Source organism: Corynebacterium afermentans subsp. afermentans (genome assembly GCF_030408355.1).
Taxonomy (GTDB): domain Bacteria; phylum Actinomycetota; class Actinomycetes; order Mycobacteriales; family Mycobacteriaceae; genus Corynebacterium; species Corynebacterium afermentans.
The window spans coordinates 731,137-752,373 of the sequence record NZ_CP046606.1 but is presented as its reverse complement, the minus strand read 5'-3'; the positions used below and the strand labels follow the sequence as shown (position 1 = coordinate 752,373).

Sequence of the window (21,237 nt, the reverse complement as noted above, 5' to 3'; positions counted from 1 at the left end):
CTACTGGATCTCAGCCGGGTCCTTGCGCTCCGGGAACACGCGCGGACGCACGCCCGCGATGTCCTCGACGACACGGACCACCTGGTGGGAGTAGCCGTACTCGTTGTCGTACCAGACGTAGAGCACGAGGTGGTTGCCGGACGCGATGGTGGCCAGGCCGTCCACCACGGACGCGTGGGTGGTGCCGAGCAGGTCGGTGGAGACGACCTCGGGCGAGTTCACGTAGTCGATCTGCTGACGCAGGTTGGAGTGGGTGGACACGCGGCGCAGGAAGTTGTTCACCTCGTCCTTCTCCACTTCCTTGTCCAGGTCCAGGTTCAGCACGGCCATGGACACGTCCGGGGTGGGCACGCGGATGGCGTTGCCGGTGAGCTTGCCCTCGAACTCCGGAAGCGCCTTGGACACGGCCTTGGCGGCACCGGTCTCGGTGAGCACCATGTTCAGACCGGCGGCGCGGCCGCGGCGGTTGCCCTTGTGGAAGTTGTCCGCCAGGTTCTGGTCGTTGGTGTAGGAGTGGACGGTCTCGACGTGGCCGTGCTTGACGCCGTAGCGGTCGTTGATCACCTTGAGCACCGGGGTGATGCCGTTGGTGGTGCAGGACGCGGCGGACAGGACGCGCTCGTCGCCGATCATGTCCTGGTTGATGCCGTAGACGATGTTCGGGATGTCGCCCTTGCCCGGCGCGGTAAGCAGGACGCGGTCCACGCCCTTGGACTCGAGGTGCTTGGACAGGCCGTCGCGGTCGCGCCATGCGCCGGTGTTGTCCACCACGATGGCGTTGTCGATGCCGTAGGCGGTGTAGTCGATCTCTGCCGGGTCGTTGGCGTAGATCATCTGGATGGGGGTGCCGTTGGCCCAGATGATTTCCTTCTCCTCGTCGACGGTGATGGTGCCGTTGAAGGCGCCGTGCACGGAGTCGCGGCGCAGCAGGGAGGCGCGCTTGATGATGTCGATGTCGCCCTTCTTGCGCACCACCACGGCACGCAGGCGCACGCCGCCGTACATCGCCTCGCGGGCGATCAGGATGCGGGCGAGGAGGCGGCCGATGCGGCCGAAGCCGTAGAGCACGACGTCGCGGGCTTCGAGTTCGGAGGAGGTGCCGATGACGTCGGCGAGCTCGCGGTCGAGGAAGGCGCGCAGGTCCTGCTCGTCGGAGTGCTTGAACTCCTTGGCCAGGCGGCCCAGATCGATCGACGCGGTGCCCAAGTCCATCTCCACGAGTTCGCGCAGGATCGGCAGCGTCTCGTCGAGCGCGAGTTCCTTCTCGTCGATGCGGCGGGCGTAGCGGTGCGCCTTAATGATGTCGATGTCGGTGACACCCACCAGCAGGCGGCCGTAGACCGAGGTCGCCGCGTTGTGCTCGCGGTGCAGGCGGCTGATCAGCGGCAGCATCTCCTGCGCGAGGGTGAGCTTGTGGTTCCATTCGTCGCGGGGGTTGGTCGTTTCGGTCAACGTCGCTCCTTTTGTATGTGGGAATCGGGGGCAATTTCTTCGCCCGTGATCGCCCCCTTACTTTAGCGCCTGCGCGAACCCGCCGGGCAAGGATCCCCTAGCGTGTGTTCACTTTAACTTCATCTCGGAGGTTTAGCGTCGGCAGTGGCCTTGTCCCCCCCCTGTAAGGAGCCCGCTTCCCATGTCCATATTTTCCCGTCGAGCTGTATGTGTAGTCGTAGCTGCGTCTGTAGCTGTCAGCAACGTTGCGGCTGCCAGCGCCGATAACGCGACGTACTATTCCACAAAGCAGCACTACTTCCCTGCCGGAACCATCGACAGTTACAGCAAGGCCCCCGAAGGTTTTCAGCAGATCTACACGAGCTCGGTCAACCGCCACGGATCGCGAGGGTTGTCTTCATTCAAGTACGACGACCTCGCCGGCCAGATGCTCACCGCCGCGAAAGAACGCGGTCAGCTCACAGAACTCGGCGAACGCCTCATCCCGCAGGTCGAGGCGATGAGCAAAGCTAACCGCGAACTGACTGGTCCGGGTGAAGGCGGGTACGGCAACCTCACTGCCTTCGGTCGCGCCGAGTTGAACGGCATCGGCGAGCGCAACGCGCGGCGCAACGCGGAACTGTTCGACGCTGTCGACCGCGAGAAGCACTCCATTAGTTTCCTGTCCTCCGGTGAGGACCGCGCGATTGAATCCGGCTGGTACTTCGGCAAGGGCCTGCTTGAAACCAATCCGGAACTTACCGACAGCCTCACGTACGGTGCGGCCGACGGCCATGTAGAGCTCGAGCCCCGCCGAGACCTCCTCTACGCGCACAAGGACAAAACGGCACCGAGCTACGAGGCATACAAAGCGTGGGCCGACGGCGACGTACTCGAAGAAAAGGTGGAGCAAGCCTACGCAAAACCCGCATCCCGCGAGGCGGCCACGAGCCTACTGGGAAAGATATTCGCGCCGGAGTTCATCGACGCGATCGATAACGGCACCCTGGCATTCGTCGGCGTTGAGAAGAAAGACAAGACCGTTGAGGGCATCGTTGATGCCGCCCTGCAGTTCTACAACCTGTACATCATTGCCCCAGCCATGGAGGAAGAGCCGGCGAAGCCCGCCGAAGGTTGGATCTTCGACGAATACATGGATGAGTCCGACGGCCCGACATTCGCATACCTTCTCGATGTCGAGGACTACTACGAGAAGGGCCCAGCTATCGCAGGCCAAACGGTCTCGTACGACAACTTCGCGCCACTGCTCGACCACATGCTCGCCGGTGTGCGCGAACGCGCCGAGGGCGGTGACACCGCGGCCGAGTTCCGTTTCGGCCACGCGGAGACCATCGTTCCGCTAGCGGCGTTATTGAAACTGCCGGGCTCGGAGAAGGGCGTGCCGGCGAACCAGGTCATGGACTATTCCAACTCCTCGTGGCGTGGCGACAAGGTCACGCCGATGGGAGCGAACATTCAATGGGACGCGTTCCAAAACGACAACGACGACACCATTGTCCGGATGCTGTACAACGAGGCCGAAGTTCCGTTCCACTCCGGCTGCGTGCCGATCGAAGAAGGCTCGATGTTCTACACGCTCGATGAGCTTGAAGACTGTCTCCCGCTGGGCGCAACCTCAGACCACGCAAAGGCCCGCCTCACCGAGACCGCGACGCCCGTTCCGGCGCCAGAAACGTCGTCCAGCAAGATGGGCGCGCCCGAAGTCATCGCGATTGCCGTCGCGGCCTTCTTCTCGGTCTGGGCTCTGCTCGGCCTTGGTGGGCAGGTCATTACGCGGCTGATGCCCCGCTAGCCCAATAACTAATTGCGCAGGACGTCCCGGTACTTGCCGGGTTCTGGCTGCGGGGCGAAGTTCGGGGACTGGTCTTTGTCCACGAGCACTGCGCGCACCCCCTCGGCGAAGTCGGGTTCGCGGGTCATCATGGCCCCGAGTCGCCGTTCGTTATCCAGGGCTCCGGCGAGGTCCTGCGTGGCGTTCGCGGCGAACAGCTCGGCGGCTGCGACCAGGGCCGACGGGGATGCCTGCGCCGTCCGCTTTGCGACGAGCTCCGCCAATTCCCCGTCCAAATTTTCCTGAATCTCAGCCCAGGAACCCTGGAACGTGTGCTCGATGCCGTCGTAAAGCGAAAAAAGCTCCGACTCCCCCGGCGCAATGGCGACAGTGTCAAGGTAGCCGGGCCCTTCGGCGACGATGCCGTCGAGCACTCCGTCGAGCGACGCGACTTTGTGCGTGGCCAGACCGGTGGCCAGCATGTCGTCGGGAGTGAGACGGTAGCCGGTGAGCGCGAGGAACTTTCCCAGCGGCAGCGACGGGCGCTTCGGCAGGTTCTGCAGCAGCCAGGACATACCCACATCCGTGACGTAGCCGATGTTCATCTCCGGCATGGAGGCAAAGGTATCTTCCGTGACCACCATGTGCGAGCCGTGGGCCGAGATGCCCATGCCGCCGCCCATGATCACACCGTTGCAAAGCGCGATGTAGGGCTTGGGGTAGTTCGCAATGTCGAGGTTCATGGCGTACTCGTCGGCGAAAAAGGCGTCGACCTCAGTGCTGCGGCCGTCGAGGATGCCCTCGCGCGCGGCGCGCACATCGCCGCCTGAACAGAAGTGCTTGCCCGCGGACTGGACGACCACCTGGGCGATGGCATCGTCGTTACGCCACTGCTTCAACGTGGCGTCGATGGCGCGGGCCATCTCGTGGTTGAGTGAGTTCAACGCCTTCGGACGGTCCAGGGTGATCACGCCGGTGGTTTCGCGTACTTCGGTCTTGATCAGATCGGTCATGCTTTCCCAGTGTTCCACATCACACCGGTAGTGTGGGGACAATGCGGACACCTCGGTTAATAGCGTTGGACATGGACGGCACACTCCTCGACGGCGACGGACGTGTGCCGGATGCGTTTTGGCCACTGCTGGAGACCGCGCGCTCGCGCGGGATAACCCTCGCGCCAGCGTCCGGGCGCCAGCTGGCCACGTTGCAGCAAATGTTCCCGGATTGCGAGGACTTCATCGCGGAAAACGGAGCGGTGGTTGCGCGCGGCGGCGAGGTGGTCTCCACCACGGCCCTGCCAGAAGCGCCGGTGCAGCGGTTGTTGTCCGCCCTGCCCAGCGCGCCGTTTGCGGCGAATGCCGTGGTGTGCGCCCCTTCGGTCGCCGCCACCGCCGCCCTGCCGCCCGCCATGGACGCGGAAGTGGACAAGTACTACGCCTCGCGCACCTTGCTTGGCGACGGCTCCGCCTCCCCCACCATCAAAATCGCCCTGTACGTGGAGTCGGACGCCGAGCGCGACGCCTACCCGTGGGTGCGCGAACTGGTGCCGGAGCTGCGCGCGGTGGTCTCCGGCAAGCACTGGGTGGACCTGATGCACCCGGACGCCGACAAGGGCCTGGCACTCGCCCAGCTGGCCGAGGCGATGGGCGTTGCGATGTCGGAGACGGCGGCGTTCGGCGACTACCTCAACGACCTCGGCATGCTGCGCGCCGCCGGGCACGCCGTGGCGATGGGCAACGCGCACGAGGACGTCAAAGCCGTCGCCGACGAGGTAGTGGGCACCAACACGGACGGCGCGGCCGTGGCAAGGTTGGCGAAGTGGCTCTCATGATCGACTTTTTACAGCCCGCTAACGTTGTCGCCCCGCAGTTGCTTGGGTGCGTGATCACGCACAACGGGGTGAGCATCAGGCTCACCGAGGTCGAGGCGTACCTCGGCGCAGACGACCCGGCGGCGCACACGTACCGCGGTAAAACGGCGCGCAACGCGGCGATGTTCGGTCCGCCCGGGCGGTTGTACGTGTACTTCTCCTACGGCATCCACCACAACGGCAACATCGTGTGCGCTCCGGAGGGCGACGGCCAGGGGTGCCTCATGCGCGGCGGCGAGGTTGTCGCCGGCGAGGATTTGGCGCGGGAGCGGCGGCAGCGCCCCGACCGGGCGCCGATCGCTTACGAGAACCTGGCGCGGGGGCCGGGCAACCTGGGCCGAGCCCTCGGGCTCGAGTTGGGAGACAACGGCACGCCGGTCGAGCTCACCCTGCGCGAGGCGGAGCCGGAATGGGTGGCCGGCCCACGCATCGGCATTTCCAAAAACGCCGACGCCCCGTGGCGGTTCTGGATCCCCGGCAACAAAACCGTCTCCACCCCACGGGGCGCGCCAAAGAAGCGCTAGCTACTTCTTCTTTTTCTTTTTCTTCTTCTTGGACTGCTTGCCCACCTCGAGCTCGGCGGCGACGTCGGGGACATAGCGGAACTCCTCGCGAGGCGGACGCTCATAGTCCGTGGTCTCCGGGCGCTCCGGGATCTCCGGCAGGTCCGGCTTGGTGTGCTCGTACGGGATAGTGGACAAAAGGTGCGAAATGACGTTGATGCGGGAGCGCTTCTTGTCCTCGCTTTCCACCGTGTACCACGGCGCCGACGGGATGTCGGTGTGAACGAACATCTCGTCCTTCGCGCGGGAGTAGTCCTCCCATTTTGTGATGGACTCCAGGTCCATCGGCGAGAGTTTCCACTGACGCAGCGGATCGTTGCGGCGCGACTTGAAACGCTTGTACTGCTCCTCGTCGGAAACAGAGAACCAGTATTTGCGCAGCATGATGCCGTCTTCGACCAACAGGCGCTCGAAGATCGGTGCCTGGTGCAAAAACCGCCGGTACTCCTGCGAGGACGCAAAGCCCATTACGCGCTCCACGCCGGCACGGTTGTACCAAGAGCGGTCGAAGATGACGATCTCGCCGGCCGTAGGCAGCTTTTCCACGTAACGCTGGAAGTACCACTGGCCCTGCTCGCGATCCGTCGGCTTCGGCAGTGCCTCGATGCGGCAGGTGCGAGGATTCAAGTACTGGGTGATGCGCTTAATCGCGGAGCCCTTGCCGGCGGCGTCTCGGCCTTCCATGACAATGACCAAGCGCTCGCCACTTTCCACCACCCACTGTTGCATAGCCACAAGCTCAGCCTGCAGGCGCAGCAGCTCCTTTTCGTAGGCTTTCTTGGACAGTTTCGGTGGTTTGTTGTCGTGGCTCATGGGTGTAACCGTACCCGCAGGTGCCGTGAGCACTAAAAAGGCGCTGGAACCTGAGAAGATAGATCAACATGAGGCAACCAGTGCATTGTTCAACAATAAATGCGTTATACTTTCCCTAGTTCTAACCAACGTGGTCACCCACCTGCAGAAACATGGTAGGTGACAACTGATTTCAATACGGATGCCATGCTTGCACACAACGTTTCCGCCGAGGTCCGACGCGCGATCTCACGTGGCGAATTCGCTCCCGGGCAAAAGCTCAACGAGGTAGCCCTCGCCGAGCGCTTCGGGGTTTCCCGCAACACGTTGCGTGAAGCATTCGCCATGCTGACCTCAGAAGGCCTCTGCGAACGCATCCCCAACCGCGGCGTCTTCCTGGCCACCCCGTCGCCAGAGTTCGTCACCGACACTTTCCGCGCCCGGGCCGCCATCGAGCCGGCGGCGTTACTGTGGGGCCCAGACTTGGACGTCGAGCGGCTCGACGAGCTGAACAAGGAAGCCCGCGTCGCCATCGAGGAAGAAGACGACGACCTGTTCATCGCCGTCAACCAGGCATTCCACCACGTCGTGCTCGCCGCAATGGGCTCGAAGACGCTCGGCGACACTATGGACCAGCTCGACGCCTTCCTCCGCCTGGCCACACTGCCGATTCTGGAGCACGACCCGAGCTTCAACCGCCGCTTCATCGAGGTCAACGAGCACATCGTCGAACTGGTCAAGTCCGGCGACCGCCAGGGCGCCTCGGATTACCTGCAGGAACATCTGATGGTGCAGGCGGAAGCCATCATCGAAATGATCGAGAAGATCAACAACGGCATCGTCTAGCCCACCCCCCTTCCAAACCTGAGTGCGAGGTCACATGACCCAGGTTGTATAACTAGGGCCATGCACATCGACCTCAATGCTGACCTCGGCGAGACCACCGCGGGCAACCCGGTAGCTGACGACGCAGCCATGCTGGAGATGGTCTCCAGCGCCAACGTCGCCACCGGATTTCACGCAGGAGACCCCCATTCCATCGCTGGCACCCTCAAAAATGCCGCCGCCCACGGCGTGACCCTCGGGGCGCACGTGGCCTACAACGACCCGGCCGGCTTCGGCCGCCGCTTCATCGATTACGCCCCAGCCGAGCTCGCAGACGAAACGCTCTACCAAATCGGCGCCCTCGACGCCCTGGCCCGCGTCCACGGCATGCGCGTGCGCTACGTCAAGCCCCACGGCGCGCTCTACAACACGATCGTCCACCACGAAACCCACGCCAAGGCGGTCATCGACGGCATCAAAGCATTTAGCCCCGACCTTGCCGTGATGCTGCTTCCCGGTGGCGTCGCCGTCGACATCGCCGAAAAGGCAGGCCTGCGCGTGATCCGTGAAGCGTTCGCTGACCGCGGCTACAACCCCGACGGCACGCTCGTGTCGCGCCGTGAGCCGGGTGCGGTCATGCACGACCCGGAGGCCGTCGCCAAGCGGGTACTCCAGGTCGCCTCCACCGGATCCGTCACCGCCATCGACGGCACCGAAGTCAAAGTCCAGGCCGAATCGGTCTGCGTCCACGGCGACTCCCCCGGCTCCGTCGAACTGACCCGCAGCGTCGTGCACAAGCTTGCCGACGAAGGCATCCGCATCGAGGCCGTCCTGTGAACTACCCCGTAAAGCGAGTCGGCACCCGCGCCCTCATCGTGGACCTGCCCGACCTGAAAACTGTCATGGACTTCTACGCGGCGCTTTCCGCCTCGCCGCTGGAGCACCAAACCGACGTCGTCGCCGCCGCGCGCACCGTGCTCGTAACCTTCGACTCGCCCACCGCCACCACCAACGCCGTCGACGTGCTCGCCGGTTATTCACCCGCAGCTGCGGATATGGGCACGTCGCGCGACATCGACATCGACGTGCGCTACGACGGCGAGGACGTCGACGCGCTGGCGACGTCGCTAGGCATGAGCCCGCGCGAGCTGATCGAGTGGCACACCTCCACCACCTGGGTCGCCGCCTTCGGCGGATTCGCCCCCGGGTTCACCTACTGCGTGCCGGAAGACGCCTCGCGCGCGCTGACGATCCCGCGCCGCGACTCGCCGCGCACCGCCGTGCCCGCAGGTGCTGTCGCCCTCGCCGGCGAGTTCTCCGCCGTCTACCCGCGCACCTCCCCCGGCGGCTGGCAGCTCATCGGCACCACCGCCACCCCGATGTGGGACTCCACCGCCACCCCGCCCGCGCTCGTCGCCCCCGGCGACCGCGTGCACTACCACGCTGTGGACACCCTGCCCGCGGACACGCAGACCGCGCGCAAGCACCTGGCCACACCGCCGCGGCGCCCCGTGTTCACGCTGGACGACGCGGGCCTGCAGACGCTGTACCAGGACCTCGGCCGACAAGGCAACGGCAACCTGGGCGTAACCACGTCCGGGTCCACCGACCGCGCCTCCGCCCGCACCGCCAACGCCGCCGTGGGCAACAAACGCAACGCCACGCTTTTGGAAAACGTCGGCGGGCTGACCATGACCGCCCTGGCCGAGACTGTCATCTGCGTTACCGGCGCCGACGCCGACGTCACCGTCGGCGGGCGCCCCGCGCCGCTGGCCACCCCGACGATTGTGCCGGCGGGCGCGGAGGTCGTCGTCAAGCCGGCGCGCCTCGGTTTTCGCACCTACATCGCCGTGCGCGGCGGGCTCATCGCCGACACCGAGCTGGATTCGGCGGCCACCGACATGCTCTCCGGGCTCGGCCCGAAACCGCTGGCAGCCGGCGACACCATCGCCATGTCACTGACCCCTCCACAGTCCGCCAACTCGCTTTTGACCAACCCGCTGCGAGTCGAACGCGACGGCGCGGACGTCGTCGGCGTGGTGCGCTGCGTCCTCGGTCCCCGCGACGACTGGTTCGATAAAGACGCCGTGGACCGGTTCTTCGCCACCACCTTCACCGTCACCGGCGACTCCAACCGCGTGGGCCTGCGCCTCGAATCCGACGCCCCGCTGACCCGCTCGCGCGACGGCGAGCTGCCCAGCGAAGGCATGGTCGCAGGCTCCGTGCAGATCCCCCCGTCCGGCCAACCGGTGCTCTTCCTGCGCGACCACGCCGTGACCGGTGGCTACCCTGTTATCGCGACCGTGATCAATGAAGACGTCGACATCGCCGCACAACTCCCGCCCGGCGGAAAACTCCGCTTCGAGCGCTACACCCTGGAAGGTTAATTCATGACTCTTTCTGCCGTACTGATTGCCAACCGCGGCGAGATCGCCGCGCGCATCGCGCGCACCGCCCGCGATCTGGGCATCCGCTCCATCGCCGTCTATTCCGAGCCGGACACCGGGGCGCTGCACACCCAGATCGCCGACGAGGCCTACCTGCTGCCGGGCAAGACCTCCGCCGAGACGTACATGAACATCCCGGCGCTCATCGAGATCGCGCACCGCGCCGGCGCCGACTGCCTCCACCCCGGCTACGGGTTCCTGTCCGAAAACGCCGACTTCGCCCGCACCGTCGAGCAGGCCGGCCTGACCTGGATCGGACCATCGCCGGAGGCCATCGAACTACTCGGCGACAAACTCTCTGCCCGCGCCCTTGCCGTCGAGGTTGACGCCCCGCTCGCACCAGGCACCGGCGAGCCGCTGTCCACCTGGGAGGAAGCCCGCGACTTCGCCGACAAGCACGGCATGCCGATCGCGATCAAGGCAGCCTTCGGCGGCGGCGGCCGCGGCCTGAAAGTTGTCTTCGACGAAGCCGACATCGAGGAAGGCTTCGCCTCCGCTGGTCGCGAGGCAAAGGAGGCGTTCGGCCGCGGCGAGTGCTACGTGGAGAAGTTCCTCACCCACCCGCGCCACGTCGAGGCGCAAGTGCTTGCCGACGCGCACGGCAACGTCGCAGTGCTCGGCACCCGCGACTGCTCCACCCAGCGCCGCTTCCAAAAACTCATCGAGGAAGCCCCCGCCCCGTTCCTCACCGACGAGCAGCGCAGCGCCATCGAAGAAGGCGCCCGCGAAATCATCCGCAAGGCGAACTACCAGTCCGCCGGCACCGTCGAATACATCGTCTCCGAAGACGGCACCGTGTCGTTTTTGGAGGTCAACACCCGCGTCCAGGTCGAGCACCCCATCACCGAGGCCGTCACCGGCGTGGACATCATCGCCGAGCAGTTCCGGATCGCGGATGGGTTGCCCCTTTCCTTCGTCGACTCGAAGAGCAACGGCGGCAACGGGATCGACCCGTCGATAAGCGGTCATGCTTTTGAGTTCCGCATCAACGCCGAAGATGTCACCAACGGCTTCGCCCCCTCGCCCGGCACGGCGACGCGCTTCGACGTGCCGACCGGACCAGGCGTGCGCATCGACACCGGCGTTCGCACCGGCGGACAAATCCCGCCGTACTACGACTCGCTCATGGGCAAACTCGTAGTCTGGGGACCCGACCGCGACACCGCCCTCGCCCGCGCAAAGCAGGCGCTCAGCGAGTTCGTCATCGAAGGCGTGCGCACCGTGCTGCCGTTCCACCGCGACATGGTCGACGCGCCCGAAATCACCGGTGAGAGCCTCGACGTCTACACCGACTGGGTCGACCACAACTACTCACCGTCGCAGAAACACAACGGCGTCGACATCGAGCACATCTACGACGAGCGCCGCGACGTCGTCGTGGAAATCGACGGCCGACTGCACACCATCGGCTTCCCCGTCGCCATGCTCGGCGGCGGCGCGGCCACGGCCCCGGCCGAAACAGCTGGCCCGGCCAGCGACGAAGCAGGAGCCGTGACGTCGAAGTACGAAGCCACCATCGTTGAATGGTTGGTCGCCGACGGCGACGTTGTCTCCAAGGGCGACGCGATCGCCACAGTCGAGGCCATGAAAATGGAATCGCAGATCAAAGCGCCTCGAGACGGGCAGATCTCCCTCGCCGCACAACAGGGCGAGCGCGTCAAGGCGAACGCCACCATCGCGACGATTTCCTAGGCGCGCGGGTGTTACGCCGTCGTCCGTTGTTGGGCGGCGGCGTTTCGCGTTGTCTAGGGGCCTGCTCTTCGGGGGCCGAAGAGCTGCTCGAGTGCTCCGCGGTCGGTGTTTTTGATGTGGTACCCGCGGGGTGAGATCCACCAGGGTGCGCCCCTGATCATGGCGATGCGGCCGCGTTTGGTGCGCCAGGGGTCATCGTCGTTGATCCGGTTGTGATACCTGCATAGCGGCACCAGGTTGTTCATGTTGGTCAGCCCGCCGTGTTTCCACGCTGTCACGTGATGAATCTCCGACCCGTACGCCCCGTGGCGGCAGCCGGGGAACGCGCACACGGGTGAGACCATGCAGGCAAGATCGCGCTGTTTCTGGTTGGCGAAGCGCTCGGTGTCGTAGAGGTTCACCGCGCCTTCCTCGGGGTGGAAGGCTGCGACCTCGAGTGCCTCGCCGAACTCTTGCTGGAGGTACTCCGCACCCGTCATGATGGTGCCGTCAGTCAGCGTCAGGATGACGTCGTCGCCGTCACCCGCCATGATGCGTGCGTGCTCGGTGATCGGCACCATCACAATCGGCCGTGGCGCGGCGGCGACCACCCCGCCAGCCTTACCTTCGACGATGCGCCAGAACGCCTCCTCCATCTGCGCCGCCGCCGGCAGCGTGGCGTCGATGCCTTGCCGCAGGCGATGCTCTAAGTCGGCTGCTTTGCGGTCGGTGGTGTCGATGGTGATGCGCGCCCGCCCGTTTCTCGGCGCCGAGAACGCCACCTGTTTCTTTGTCGGGGCATTGTCCTCGCGGGGCACGATCTCTCGTGCGGCGCGTTCGATCGCGCGGTACCCGCCGGTGACATCCAACAGTTCTAGCCGCAGCCGCCACCGCTCGCCGGCATCTTTCACTCCGCTGATGCGACGTTCGATCAGTCCGAGTTCGTCGAGGGAGAACCCGCGGGCTTTCTGCACAGCCTCCGATTGCTTGCGGGTGAATTTCGTTGTCCCGTAGTAGACGTCCTGCATCTGATCCCACGCACGCGCCCGATCCGGCGCCATCCCGGCAGCAAGGGCAACCGGCAGGTCGAAGTGCCGCAGTGTCTCCATGGATACTGCGGACATCGCCTGGATGAATGCGTCGAACGAGTTCATGGCCACAGACCCTAAACCCAACGCAACCCCACACAACCCCCACAACCAGAAACTGTGGATAACCCGCTTCAAAAAGCACCAAAGTTGTCCACAGCCGGGACCTTTAGGGAACCTGGTACGCCACGTCCCGCACGTCGGTGATGAGCATCTTGCCCGGCGAATGGCAGATTGCCAGCTCCGGTTTCGAATGCATCACGATCGACTGCGGCGTGACCCCACACGCCCAGAACACCGGCACCCAACCTGCTGGGATGTCTACATCGTCGCCGAAATCGGGCGCGGCCAGGTCGTCGATGCCGATTAGCCCCGGCTCCCCCACGTGCACCGGCGCTCCGTGCACCGCCGGGTAGCGCGAGGTGATCCGCACCGCGTCCGACACCAAGTTCGCCGGGATGGGACGCATGGAGACCACCATCTTCCCGCTGAATACCCCGGCAGGTTCGCAGTCGATGTTGGTCAGATACATCGGCACGTTCACCCCCTGTTCGATGTGGGCGACCGGCACATTGTTGTCTAGCAATGCCTGTTCGAAGGTGAAGGAGCACCCGATGACAAATGCGACGGTGTTCTCGGTCCAGTAGGCGGTGGCATCCGTTGGTTCGTCGATAAGCGAGCCGTGCGAAAACACCCGGTAGGACGGAATGTCGGTGCGGATATCGCCACCCGCAAGCAGCGGCGAGGAAACTTCGCCCGGCTCTAACACCCCGAGCAGCGGGCACGGCTTCGGGTTGCGCTGCGCGAACAACAAGAAATCGAACGCGTACTTCCGATCCAGCGCGATCAGATTGGCCTGGGCGAAGCCAGCGGAAAAGCCCGCCGTTGTCGCCACATCCGTGGTGCGGAACAACGCGCGGGCTTGCGCTGGGGTGTAGGAGGCGTACATGCCTCAACGCTACATCGAGATAATCTCCGGAAGCTTGCTAATGGAGCTCCAACCCATGTACAGCGTGAGCACCAGCACGAGCACACCGATCGTGAGCATCCACGCCGGCGGCTTGTAGCCGCGCAACAGGTCTCGGCGGAAGATGCCGGCGAAGAGCACCACCGCGAAACCGATCGGGAGGATCAAGCCGTTGAACGCGCCGGCGAACAGCAGCACCTTCTGCGGCGGGGTGCCGCCGAGCGCGAGGAAGATCGCGGCGGAGGCGACAATAAACGCGACGGTGAACATCGTGCGCTTCTTCGGGTCGAAGCCCTGCTTGGTCATAAACGACACGGAGGTAAACGACGCGCCGATCACCGAGGACAGGCCAGCGGCCCACAGCACGAGGCCGAACGCGCGGCGGCCGAACTCGCCGGCGGCCTGGTAGAACACGTCGGCGGCAGTGTTGTCCTTGGACAACGTGACACCGGTGGCCACCACGCCGAGCACCGCGAGGAACAGCAGCACGCGCATGATGCCGGTGACGATGATGCCGGTGACCGAGGACCGGGTGAGGTAATCGATGTTTTCCGGCCCGGTGTGGCCTGCGTCGATGAGGCGGTGTACGCCGGCGAACACGATGTATCCGCCGACGGTTCCGCCGATGAGGATGGTGATGACGTTGAAGTCGATCGCCTCAGGCGCGACCGTCTGCCGCATGGCCTCCGCCACCGGCGGGTTCGAGGAGATGGCGACATACAGCATGAGCAGGATCATCATCGCGCCGAGGATGCCGACGATGACGTCGAGTGCGGCGCCGGCGCGCTTTGACAGGAACACCACCAGGGCGATGACGGCGGAGATGGCGCCGCCGATGCGCGGTTCAATGCCGGCGAGTGCCTGCAGGCCGAGGCCCGTGCCGGCGACGTTGCCGATGTTGAAGATGAAGCCGCCGACGCCGACGAGCACCGCGAGTGCCCAGCCGAGGCCGGGCACCACCTTGTTGGCGAGTTCGCTGGCGCGCAGGCCGGATACGCCGAGGATGCGCCAGACGTTGAGTTGCACGGCGATGTCGATGACGATGGACAGCAGGATCGCGAAGGCGAGCGCTGCGCCCATCTTCACGGTGAAGACGGATGTTTGGGTGAGGAATCCTGGGCCGATGGCCGAGGTGGCCATGAGGAAGATGGCGCCGATCATGGGGCCGATCCCCCTCGCCGCGGCTGGTGGTTTCGCGGGCACGTCGGCCGCGGTGGACCCACTCTGGGTCGGATCTGGAGCGGTCACTGGGGACACCCCTTTCACGTTCTAGGAAAATGTGACGGGGGAGATATTAAGCCATGAATGCGCTCCAGGAAACATTGCGCCCCTCTGGGGTTACCCCTAGGAGACCTTGAACTCCGCCATCTGGTCCCACTCGGTCTTGCCTTCGATGAGGGTGTTGATGATGGTGGGGGTCTCTTTGAGGATCGTGGGGAAGAATTCCTGGGCGGCCTTGAAGTGGTCGGAGTTGACGTGGGCTTCGGCGGCGTCGTCTTGGAATGCCTCGATGAGCAGGTATTCGTCGGGGTTGTCTTCGTTGCGGTACCAGTCGAAGAAGATGTTGCCTTCTTCGGCGCGGGAGGCGTCGGTGAAGTCCTTGACCAGTTCGCGGAAGTTGTCGACGTGTTCGGGCAGGGGCTTGAATCGCACGTTGATCAAAATCATGCGCCCCACCCTAGCCTTCGAGCTGTTCGCCGAGTTCGAGCCATTCCATCTCGAGCTCCTCGCGGGCGTCCTTCACGGCGTTGAGCTCTTTGGTTTTGGCGCCGATGGTGTCGAATTCGCCGGCTTCGGAAAGCTCGGCGATTTCGGTTTCGAGTGCTTCCGCCCGCTCGTTTTCCTTGGCGATTTTGCGCTCGAGGGCCTTCATCTTCTTATGCAGTTCGCGCTCTTGTTGGGAGCTCATTTGCTTCTCGACGCCCTCCGGTTTCCCCTCCCCCAGATCCAGCACGCCGGCAGTGCGGGCCTGGTCGGCGCGGGTGTCCAAGTACTGCTGGATGCCGCCGGGCAGGTTGGTCAGCTTGCCGTCGCCGAACAGCGCGTAGGTGTTGTCGGCGATGCGCTCAATCAGGTAGCGGTCGTGGGAGATAACCACCAGGGTGCCGGGCCAGGAGTCGAGGAGGTTTTCCAGCTCTTGGAGGGTGTCGATGTCGAGGTCGTTCGTGGGCTCGTCGAGAAGCAAAACGTTCGGCTCGCTCATGAGCACGCGGGTGAGTTGGAGGCGGCGGCGCTCGCCGCCGGAGAGGTCGCGCACAGGGGTGCGTTGGCGCTTCGGCGAGAAGCCGAGGCGTTCGGCGAGCTGGGAGGCGGACAGCTCCTTCTTGCCGAGGGAGATGTAGGTGGCCACATCCTCGACGGCGTCGATGACGCGGCGCTCCGGGTCGAGGTCGTCGAGTTCTTGGCGCAGCCAGCCAATGCGGGTGGTTTGCCCCTCGATGCGTTTGCCGGCTGCGAGCGGGTACTCGCCGGCCAGGGTTCGCAGCAGGGTGGTTTTGCCCGAGCCGTTCACACCGACCAGGCCGATGCGCTCGCCCGGCGCGAGGCGCCAGGTGAGGTGGTCGACCAGGGTGCGGCCGTCGGGGGCGTCGATGCGCGCGTCTTCGAGCTCGATGACCACGCGGCCCTGGCGCTGCTTGGAAAAGGCCATGAGTTCGACGGTGTCGCGCGGCGGCGGGACGTCCTTGATCAGGGCTTCGGCGGCCTCGATGCGGTAGCGCGGCTTGGAGGTGCGCGCCGGTGCGCCGCGGCGCAGCCACGCCAGCTCCTTGCGGGCGAGGTTCTGGCGGCGCTGCTCGATGGCGTCGGCCTGGCGGGCGCGCTCGGCGCGCGCGAAGGTCCAGTCGTTGTAGCCGCCCTCGTAGACATCGACCGTGCCGTCATGCACCTCCCACGTCAGCGTGGCTACGGTGTCGAGGAACCAGCGGTCGTGGGTGACCACCACGACCGCGACTTTGCGCGAGAGCAGGTGGTCGGCAAGCCATTGCACACCTTCGACGTCGAGGTGGTTGGTCGGCTCGTCCAGCACCACCAGGTCCAGGTCCTGCACGAGCGCGGCGGCGAGGTTGACGCGGCGCCGCTCGCCGCCGGAGAGCTGCCCCACCGGGGTGTCCAGGCCAAGCTCCGCCACACCGGTGCCTTGGAGCACCTCGCGCACGCGGGCGTTGGAGGCCCATTCGAAGGTCTGCAGGCCCAGCGGCTCGACGACGGCCTGGCCGACCGTGAGCGCGCTATCCAGTGTGAACCGCTGCGTCACCACCGCCATGCGCAGATCCGAGGTGTGCGAGACGCGCCCTGCGTCCGGCGGCTCGATGCCGGTGAGCACTTCCAGCAGGGTGGTTTTGCCGCCGCCGTTGACGCCGACGATGCCGATGCGCTCACCGGTCTGCACGCCGAGCGAGACCCCGTCGAGAAGCGTTTTCAGCACCCAGGTTTTGGAGACGTTTTCCAGGTTGATCAGGTTAGCCATATGGCTTGCAATCTTACGCAGGCGCACGCGTAACGACGCCTCCGGTTAACCCACCTTCCCCACCACCGCGCCGTGGTCGGGGCCTTCGGCGACGAAGACCTCGTAGCCGTCGAACTGCTCCGCCAAGTGCTCAGCGGCGAACCGCGCGGCGTTGGCATCATCGCAGAGCACGGCCACGGTGGGGCCGGACCCGGAGACGACGGCACGGCGGCCAGCCTCTGCGGCTACACCGAGCACGCGCTTGAGCACCGGCCGCATCGACAACGCGGGCGCCTCCAGGTCGTTGTGCAGCGCCGCAGCGACGCGCGCCACGTCGCCGGAGGTCAGCGCCTGGGACAGCTCGGTGGCGTCCAAATGCGGCACGAGGGCGGGGTTGCCGTGCCGGAGGTCGTCGAGAAGCGAGAACGCTCCCGAAGTGTTGATACCGATCTTGGGGTTGATGAACACCCAGTGCAGCCGGCCGCGCGAGAGCATCTCGACCAGCTCGTCGCCGCGGCCTGTGCCGAGCGCCGTGCCGCCCATGAGCGAAAAGGGCACGTCCGCGCCGAGCGACGCCGCGATCTCGTGCAGCGCCTCGTCCGGCAACGGCTCGCCGAACTGCGCCACCAGCGCGTTGGCCGCTACCAGCGCGGCGGCCGCGTCGGCGGAGCCGCCCGCCATGCCGCCGGCGACGAAGACGTGCTTGTCCACCTCGATGCGCACGCGCGGCACCGCCACGCCCGCGCGCGCCACCACGGCCTCGACGGCGCGCCACGCCAGGTTGTTCGGCCCGTCGATGTCCTCGTCCGGCTCGTCCACGAAAAACGTGGTGTGCATGGACTCGACTGCTGGGCCGGCTACGGGGTCGCCGTCGAGAAGCAATCGCACCACCTCGCGCCGGTCCACCGCGTGGAAAACGCTGACCAGGTCGTGGTAGCCGTCCGTGCGCGCCTCACCGACGCCGAGGTGCAGATTGACCTTGCCCGGCGCGGAGGCGACGATCTCACGCACCATGGCGGGCCTCCCCCAGGCGGATGAAGTCTGCGACGGTGAGCTTCTCGCCGCGCAGGCCCGGGTCGATGCCGGCGGCGCGCAACGCGTCCTCGGCGGCCGCGGCCGAGCCGTAGATGCCGGCCAGAGTGGAGCGCAGCGTCTTGCGGCGCTGGGCGAATGCGGCGTCCACCAGCGGGAAGATAGTGTCGCGAAGCTCGCGTGGGGCGTCGGCCGCGACGTCGATGCGCACCAGCCCCGACTCGATGTTCGGTGCCGGCCAGAACACGTGCTTGCCAATCGTGCCGGCGCGCGAGACGTCGCCGTAGAACGCGGCCTTGACGCTGGGCACGCCGTAGGTCTTCGAGCCGGGTTGGGCAGCGAGGCGGTCGGCAACTTCCTTTTGCACCATCACGAGCACCCTGCGTATCGACGGCAACGACGCCAACAAATGCAGCAGCACCGGAACCGAGACGTTGTAGGGCAAATTCGCCACCAGCGCGGTCGGCGCGACGTCAAAGTCGGCGCGGGCGACCTTCAGCGCGTCGGTGTTGATCACGGACAGCCGCTCGGCGTACTGCGGGGCGAACGTCTCCACGGTGGTGGACAGGCGCCCGGCCAGGCGCGGGTCGATCTCGAGCGCGGTCACACTCGCGGCGGTGTCGATCAGCCCCAGGGTGAGCGAGCCGAGGCCCGGCCCGACCTCCACGACGTGGTCGTCGGCAGAAAGATCCGCGGCCGCGACGATGCGGCGCACGGTGTTGGGGTCGTGCAGGAAGTTCTGCCCCAGCTTCTTCGTCGGCGTGACATCCAGCTCGGCGGCGAGGTCGCGGATCTCGGCTGGCCCGAGGAGTTGCGCCCCCGCCATCTAGCGGATACCCAGGCGGGCGGTGCAGGCCGGCCAAGCGCCCCAGCCCTGGGATGCCTGGACGCGCTCGGCGATGGCAATCTGCTGCTCGCGGGTGGCCAGGTTCGCGCTCGGCGCGTACGCGGTGCCGCCGTGGCCCGCCCAGGTGGACGGGGTGAACTGCAGGCCGCCGTAGAAACCGTTGCCGGTGTTGATGGCCCAGTTGCCGCCGGATTCGCACTGCGCAAGCGAATCCCAGACGCTGCCGGAGGCCACCGCGGGGGCGGCCGCGCCGGTGTTGCCGGCCTGCTTGGTGCCGCGGGCGATCAGGGCCGGCTTGGCCTTCTTCACTTCCTTTTCCTCAGCGACGCCTTCGGACTCGACCTTGCCGTTGACGGTGACGGTGCGGTGGATGACCTCGGTCTCGCCCTGTTCGCCCTTTTCGCGGACCTCCTCGGTGCCTTCCTCGAGCGAGTCGTCGTCGACGTACTCAGCCGGGGCCTCGACGACGACGGTCTCCGGGCGGTCCACGGTGCTGACGCGGTCGAGCACGATCTCCATGCCCGGCTCGATGGCGTCGGTGAGCGCGGCGTTGAGTCGGTCGTCGGTGTCGAAGGTGACGCCGCGGGCGGCAAGCAGGTCACCGACGGTCTTCGCGGCGGCTGAGACGTAGGTCAGGTTCCCGCCGTCGCGCAGCGCGACGATCTTCGGGGTGGTCACGTCCAGGTTCATGCCGTGGGTGATCGGCTGGTCGCGGTCCACGTCCACAGCGGAGTGTCCGGCCACGCCGGCTTGCTCGATCAGCTCGCCGACGGTGCCGGCGGTGGACGTGATCTCCTGTGCAACACCGTCGATGACCACGGCAACCGGCTTCGCGGTGCGCACGGTGACGGTGTCGCCGCTGGACAGCTCCTCCCCCGGCGCCGGGTAGACCAGGTCGTCCGGCGCGACATCGACACCGGCGGAAGAAAGCGCGCCTGCCACGTCGGAGGCGTAGGTGCGCACATTGGTTTCCTCGCCGTTGACGTCGACGGTGACTTGCTTCTGGGTGGCGAGTGCCGTGCCCGCGCCGCCGACCAGGACGGCGCCGGCGACGGTGCCGGCGACGGCGCGCTTGGTGGCGGTGCTTTTCGGGTTGATCCGCTTGATCTGACGGGACATGTGTTTCCTCACGGGTCGGCTCAGCTGAAAGTGCTTCAGCTAATAACCCGGGTAACGATACGGTAACGCCCGCGGGGTTTCAAGGACGGACGTGCCAGGTCACACCCCGTAGACCCGCGAAAACGTCTCTGCAATCTCACGCGCCACATCGGCCACTTCCATGCCGCGCGCTTGCGCCACAACCTTCGCCGTATGCCCGATCAACGCCGGCTCGTTTTTCGCCCCGCGGTACGGCTCGGGCGTCATGTACGGCGCGTCCGTTTCCACCAGCAGCTGCCCCACTCGCGCCAGCGCCGCCGCCTCGCGCAGGTGATCGTTGCGCTTGAACGTCACGTTGCCGGCGAAACTGAGCACATAGCCGCGTTCAATCGCCTCGCGCGCCACATCCAACGGCGAGGAGAAGCAGTGCAGGATCACGTGCTTAGGCCGCGGCGCGCTATCGAGAATGCGCATCATGTCGGCGTCGCCCTCGCGGTTGTGGATCATCAGCGCCTTGCCCGTCTCGCAGGCTAAGTCGATGTGCCAGCGAAACGCCTCCTCCTGCACCTCTAGCGGTGCGGTGCCCTCCGCGTCGTGCTTTAGCCAGTAGGTGTCGATGCCGGTCTCGCCCACCGCCACGCAACGCTCGTCGGCGGCCATCTCGATCAGGCGGGCGCGAGCGTCGCAGTCAAGCTCGTCCGCCCGCGTCGGGTGGATGGCGCACGCCGCGAACACGCGCTCGTTGAGGTGGGCGGCCTGAAGCGCGAGCTCCGCTTCCTCGAGGCCGTCGCCGACGGTGCAGATGCGCTCAACGCCGGCGGATAGGGCGCGTTCGACGAACGCGTCCACCTCATCCTTGGTGCGTGCGCCACAGGACGCGAGGTGCGTGTGGGCGTCGATTAGCCCGGCGATCGGCTCGGCGGGCACGGGTGTGGGACGCGGTTTCTTTTTGCTCATACGATGCACCCTATGGCATTTGAAGACATCGACTCAGCCACCACCACCCAAATCGAGGCGGACCTCGCCGAAGCCGCCGGCCGCGGCATCAACGGCTCGCCCGCGGACATCGTGGAGTCCTTCGAAGCCGAACTCGCCGACTACCTCGCGCTCCCGCCGGACGTGCGCCGCGCGTTCCCCCGCGGCGACACCGCGCGCCTCTACGGCACCGCGCTCGGACAGGCGCTCGTGCGGGAGGGGTTTCAGTGGCAATTGCTTATCGACGACTACGGCACCGACCTCGTCGTCGCCAAAGACGTCGGCAGCGCGGGCGAGAAATACACCGCCCCGCTCGTGGTGGTGGACCAGCGCTTCGAGGACGAGGAGCCCGGCACCCTGACCAAGTTCCTGGGGCAGTTCTTGTGAGCAC

20 protein-coding genes are annotated in these 21,237 nt (G+C 65.9%); 8 read left to right on the top strand and 12 right to left on the bottom strand.

Annotated features, from left to right (window positions below; all coding sequences use genetic code 11):
• Positions 1-1,392: a glyceraldehyde-3-phosphate dehydrogenase gene (locus CAFEA_RS03545; protein ID WP_143313255.1), complete on the bottom strand. Its 1,392-nt coding sequence runs from the start codon at positions 1,390-1,392 to the stop codon at positions 1-3.
• A 451-nt stretch (positions 1,393-1,843) separates the two neighbouring features.
• Here CAFEA_RS03545 and CAFEA_RS03540 point away from each other — a divergent pair, with 451 nt between their 5' ends.
• On the top strand, positions 1,844-3,244 hold the full coding sequence (locus CAFEA_RS03540) for a histidine-type phosphatase (protein ID WP_063938314.1): 1,401 nt from the start codon (positions 1,844-1,846) through the stop codon (positions 3,242-3,244).
• A gap of 8 nt (positions 3,245-3,252) precedes the next feature.
• Here CAFEA_RS03540 and CAFEA_RS03535 read toward each other — a convergent pair whose 3' ends face one another.
• Positions 3,253-4,236: a 3-hydroxyisobutyryl-CoA hydrolase gene (locus CAFEA_RS03535; RefSeq protein WP_063938452.1), complete on the bottom strand. Its 984-nt coding sequence runs from the start codon at positions 4,234-4,236 to the stop codon at positions 3,253-3,255.
• Positions 4,237-4,277: 41 nt separating this feature from the next.
• On the opposite strand from CAFEA_RS03535, the gene CAFEA_RS03530 reads away from it, so the two are divergent.
• Both CAFEA_RS03530 and CAFEA_RS03525 read left to right on the top strand, forming a co-directional pair.
• Entirely contained in the window at positions 4,278-5,054 is a 777-nt protein-coding gene (locus CAFEA_RS03530) for a Cof-type HAD-IIB family hydrolase (protein WP_063938312.1), read from the top strand.
• Positions 5,051-5,617 (top strand): DNA-3-methyladenine glycosylase, encoded by a 567-nt coding sequence (locus CAFEA_RS03525; RefSeq protein ID WP_034999527.1) that lies wholly within the window; start codon positions 5,051-5,053, stop codon positions 5,615-5,617. The genes CAFEA_RS03530 and CAFEA_RS03525 overlap by 4 nt, the downstream gene beginning before the upstream one ends.
• Here CAFEA_RS03525 and ppk2 read toward each other — a convergent pair whose 3' ends face one another.
• Positions 5,618-6,469 (bottom strand): polyphosphate kinase 2, encoded by an 852-nt coding sequence (gene ppk2 / locus CAFEA_RS03520; protein WP_063938310.1) that lies wholly within the window; start codon positions 6,467-6,469, stop codon positions 5,618-5,620.
• A gap of 186 nt (positions 6,470-6,655) precedes the next feature.
• On the opposite strand from ppk2, the gene CAFEA_RS03515 reads away from it, so the two are divergent.
• The 4 genes from CAFEA_RS03515 to CAFEA_RS03500 are packed head-to-tail and all read left to right on the top strand — an operon-like array spanning position 6,656 to position 11,412.
• On the top strand, positions 6,656-7,294 hold the full coding sequence (locus CAFEA_RS03515; RefSeq protein WP_063938308.1) for a GntR family transcriptional regulator: 639 nt from the start codon (positions 6,656-6,658) through the stop codon (positions 7,292-7,294).
• A 60-nt stretch (positions 7,295-7,354) separates the two neighbouring features.
• Positions 7,355-8,110, top strand: coding sequence for a LamB/YcsF family protein (locus CAFEA_RS03510; protein ID WP_063938306.1), 756 nt, complete (start codon positions 7,355-7,357; stop codon positions 8,108-8,110).
• On the top strand, positions 8,107-9,660 hold the full coding sequence (locus tag CAFEA_RS03505; RefSeq protein WP_063938304.1) for a 5-oxoprolinase subunit B/C family protein: 1,554 nt from the start codon (positions 8,107-8,109) through the stop codon (positions 9,658-9,660). The genes CAFEA_RS03510 and CAFEA_RS03505 overlap by 4 nt, the downstream gene beginning before the upstream one ends.
• Positions 9,661-9,663: 3 nt before the next feature.
• Positions 9,664-11,412 carry an ATP-binding protein gene (locus tag CAFEA_RS03500; protein ID WP_063938302.1) on the top strand — a complete coding sequence of 583 codons (1,749 nt, stop codon included), beginning with the start codon at positions 9,664-9,666 and terminating at the stop codon, positions 11,410-11,412.
• A gap of 53 nt (positions 11,413-11,465) precedes the next feature.
• Here CAFEA_RS03500 and CAFEA_RS03495 read toward each other — a convergent pair whose 3' ends face one another.
• The 9 genes from CAFEA_RS03495 to CAFEA_RS03455 form a co-directional block, all read right to left on the bottom strand.
• Complete coding sequence (locus CAFEA_RS03495; RefSeq protein WP_063938301.1) at positions 11,466-12,545, bottom strand: HNH endonuclease signature motif containing protein; 1,080 nt, start codon at positions 12,543-12,545, stop codon at positions 11,466-11,468.
• 103 nt (positions 12,546-12,648) lie between these two features.
• Positions 12,649-13,428, bottom strand: a complete 780-nt coding sequence (locus CAFEA_RS03490; protein ID WP_063938299.1) for a putative hydro-lyase — start codon at positions 13,426-13,428, stop codon at positions 12,649-12,651.
• Between the two features lie 9 nt (positions 13,429-13,437).
• Positions 13,438-14,607 carry an NRAMP family divalent metal transporter gene (locus tag CAFEA_RS03485; RefSeq protein WP_063938297.1) on the bottom strand — a complete coding sequence of 390 codons (1,170 nt, stop codon included), beginning with the start codon at positions 14,605-14,607 and terminating at the stop codon, positions 13,438-13,440.
• 183 nt (positions 14,608-14,790) lie between these two features.
• On the bottom strand, positions 14,791-15,114 hold the full coding sequence (locus CAFEA_RS03480) for a putative quinol monooxygenase (RefSeq protein ID WP_034999517.1): 324 nt from the start codon (positions 15,112-15,114) through the stop codon (positions 14,791-14,793).
• Between the two features lie 10 nt (positions 15,115-15,124).
• Positions 15,125-16,915 (bottom strand): ABC-F family ATP-binding cassette domain-containing protein, encoded by a 1,791-nt coding sequence (locus CAFEA_RS03475; protein WP_063938450.1) that lies wholly within the window; start codon positions 16,913-16,915, stop codon positions 15,125-15,127.
• Between the two features lie 45 nt (positions 16,916-16,960).
• Positions 16,961-17,908, bottom strand: a complete 948-nt coding sequence (locus tag CAFEA_RS03470; RefSeq protein WP_063938295.1) for a 4-(cytidine 5'-diphospho)-2-C-methyl-D-erythritol kinase — start codon at positions 17,906-17,908, stop codon at positions 16,961-16,963.
• Positions 17,898-18,752: a 16S rRNA (adenine(1518)-N(6)/adenine(1519)-N(6))-dimethyltransferase RsmA gene (gene rsmA / locus CAFEA_RS03465; protein WP_063938293.1), complete on the bottom strand. Its 855-nt coding sequence runs from the start codon at positions 18,750-18,752 to the stop codon at positions 17,898-17,900. Before rsmA ends, CAFEA_RS03470 begins: the two co-directional genes overlap by 11 nt.
• Positions 18,753-19,892: a resuscitation-promoting factor gene (locus CAFEA_RS03460; protein ID WP_063938291.1), complete on the bottom strand. Its 1,140-nt coding sequence runs from the start codon at positions 19,890-19,892 to the stop codon at positions 18,753-18,755. It lies immediately after the preceding gene.
• Positions 19,893-19,991: 99 nt separating this feature from the next.
• Complete coding sequence (locus tag CAFEA_RS03455) at positions 19,992-20,828, bottom strand: TatD family hydrolase (RefSeq protein ID WP_063938288.1); 837 nt, start codon at positions 20,826-20,828, stop codon at positions 19,992-19,994.
• A 12-nt stretch (positions 20,829-20,840) separates the two neighbouring features.
• Here CAFEA_RS03455 and CAFEA_RS03450 point away from each other — a divergent pair, with 12 nt between their 5' ends.
• Complete coding sequence (locus CAFEA_RS03450) at positions 20,841-21,233, top strand: DUF3806 domain-containing protein (RefSeq protein ID WP_063938287.1); 393 nt, start codon at positions 20,841-20,843, stop codon at positions 21,231-21,233.
• The last annotated feature ends 4 nt before the right edge of the window (positions 21,234-21,237 follow it).